General features: G+C 69.4%; 2 protein-coding genes. One reads left to right on the plus strand and one right to left on the minus strand.

Annotated features, from left to right (window positions below; all coding sequences use genetic code 11):
• On the plus strand, positions 1-1,740 hold a 1,740-nt coding region (locus G3N97_RS37955), incomplete at its 5' end, for a tetratricopeptide repeat-containing glycosyltransferase family protein (protein WP_205997874.1).
• On the opposite strand, the gene G3N97_RS37960 is transcribed toward G3N97_RS37955, so the two are convergent.
• Positions 1,721-2,481, minus strand: a 761-nt coding sequence (locus tag G3N97_RS37960; protein ID WP_205997875.1) for a TraB/GumN family protein, incomplete at its 5' end; no start/stop codon positions are given. The two genes, G3N97_RS37955 and G3N97_RS37960, sit on opposite strands and share 20 nt — an antisense overlap.

The following is a 2,481-nucleotide window of genomic DNA, read 5'->3' on the forward strand; positions in this document are numbered from 1 at the left end:
GAAGCGCACAGCCATCTCGCGCTCGTCCTGCGCGATCGGGGCGATCAGCAGGATCTCGCGGCCGCCGTCGAGCACGGCCGCGCGGCGCTGGCGCTCGCACCGGACCATGTCGACGCGCACGTGAATCTCGGCAGCGCGCTCGCCGCGCTCGGCCGTCACGACGAGGCGCTCGCGAGCTATCGCGCCGCGCTCGCGCTCACGCCCGACGACGCGGGCATCCACTTCAATCTGGCCAACGCACTGAACGCGCTGGGCGACGAGCCCGCCGCCATCGCCAGCTATCTGCGCGCGCTCGAACTGCATCCGGCTTACGCGGCGGCGTGGGTGAACCTCGGCACGCTGCTCGGCGGCACGGGCGATTACCGCAGCGCCGAAAAGTGCTATCGCCACGCGGTGGCGCTGGAGCCGAATCCGGCCAATCTCGTCTGCCTCGGCGCCGCGCTGGGCGCGCTGGGACGGAACGACGAAGAGGAGCCGTACTATCTGCGCGCGCTGGCGCTCGACCCCGAGCATGCCGACGCGCAACAGAACCTCGTCTGGCTCAAGCTCAAGCGGGGCCAGTATCGCGAAGGCTGGTCGGCCTATGCGCGACGCTGGCGCGCCGCCGACTACGCGCCTTTCGACGTCGACGGCATGCCCGAATGGCGCGGCGAACCGTTGTCGGGCAAACGCGTGCTGCTGGTCCACGAGCAGGGTTTCGGCGACCAGATCCAGTTCGTGCGCTACGCCGCCGAGATCGCCGGGCGCGGCGCGAGCGTGGACGTCTGCGTGCCGCGCGCGCTGCTGTGGCTCGCGCAATCGGCGCCGGGCGTGCATCGCGCGTGGAGCGGCACGCCGTCGGGCGGCTACGACTACTGGATCTACATGATGAGCGTGCCGCCCGTGGTCGGCACGACGCTCGACACGATTCCGGCCACGGTGCCGTATCTGTTCGCGCGCAAGACGGAAGTCGCGGCGTGGCGTGCGCGTGTGCAGGCGGCCATGCAGGCCGATCTCGCGCGGCGTGCGGGCAAGAGCTTGTCCACGGCCAAGGCCGGGCAGGCGGCGACGTCGCGCAAACCCGCCGGGCATCGCTGCGTCGGGCTCGTGTGGGCGGGCAATCCGGGCTTCTACAACGACCGCAACCGCTCGGTGCCGCTCGCGGCGCTGCGCGAGTGGTTCGCGCTCGCGCACCTCAGCTGGTTCTCGCTGCAAAAGGGAGAGACGGCGCGCGCCCAGCTGAGCGCGCTCGTCGATCCCCCATCAAACACCGTGATCCACGATTTCAGCGACGATCTGCACGATTTCGCCGATACCGCCGCGCTCATCATGAATCTCGATCTCGTGATCGCCGTGGATACGTCGGTCGCGCATCTGGCGGGCGCGCTCGGCAAGCCGGTCTGGGTGCTGGTGCCCGCGAACGGCGAGTGGCGCTGGCTGGAGCATCGCGCCGATTCGCCGTGGTATCCGACGGCGCGTCTGTTTCGTCAGCGTGAAGTGGGCGACTGGCGCGGCGCTATCGACGAAGTCCGCGAAGCGCTCGACGCCGCGCCGACGCGGGTGCGCGCGAAGTCACGGCCGGTTGCGCGGAAGCTAGAGACATCGGAGAAGGAAGCCGCTGGCGCGCCGGAGCCAAAGATGAGACGAAAGCCGCCGCGTACGCGCGCCGCTGCCGCCGTTGAAAATACCGAAAGCACCGATCCCGGCGATCAGATGGACAACCACGCCGCGCCGCCCAAGCCTACCCCGGATCGACCGTAAACCCACGCTGACGCAGCAGTTGCAGCACGCCCTTGCGCCCGCCCAGATGCAGCGCGCCGATCGCCACGAACAGCGGCTTGTTCGGCGCGGCGTACTGCTGCATCCGCGAAACGAAGCGCCGGTTGCGCTCGTAGACGATGCGGTTGTCCACCGAAGCCGCCACGCGCCAGTCGCGCGACAGCTTTTCGGTGCGCGCGGCATCCCACGCGGCGATGGCGTCGGCGTCGCCCACGCGCCAGAGGCGCAGCAGCGTCTGCACGTCGGCGACGTTCTGCGCGGGCGTCTGCGCGAGATCCTGCGCCAGCATCTCGCGCTGCTGCGCGAGGTTCAGGTTCGTGAACGCGCGCATCTGCTCGGAGAGCGTCTCCAGCCCGACGATGCGCCGCCCCTTCAGACGCAGGAACACGTTCTGCAATTGCGCCTCGGTGCCGTATTCGGTTTGCAGCCCCGCGCTCAGCGAATCGTAGGTTTCCACCAGCAGCGAGGCGAGCCACGGCTTCATCTTGCGGATTTCCGCCAGCGCCTCGGGATTGCCGCGCATGCGCGCCGCGAGCTTCAGCCACAGCGGCTCGGGCAGCAACTGTTCGAGACAGGGCTTGCGGCAGACGCCGTACTTCGAGACGTCGTCCTGCGAAACGAGCAGATCGTCGGGGGAGAGTTCCAGCGCGAGCGTGGGCGAGGCGTTGAGCGCCGCGAGAATCGGCGCGCGAAATGGCTGGCCGGGCGGATAGTCGACCGGAT

The organism is Paraburkholderia sp. Ac-20347 (genome assembly GCF_017104805.1).
Taxonomy (GTDB): domain Bacteria; phylum Pseudomonadota; class Gammaproteobacteria; order Burkholderiales; family Burkholderiaceae; genus Paraburkholderia; species Paraburkholderia tropica.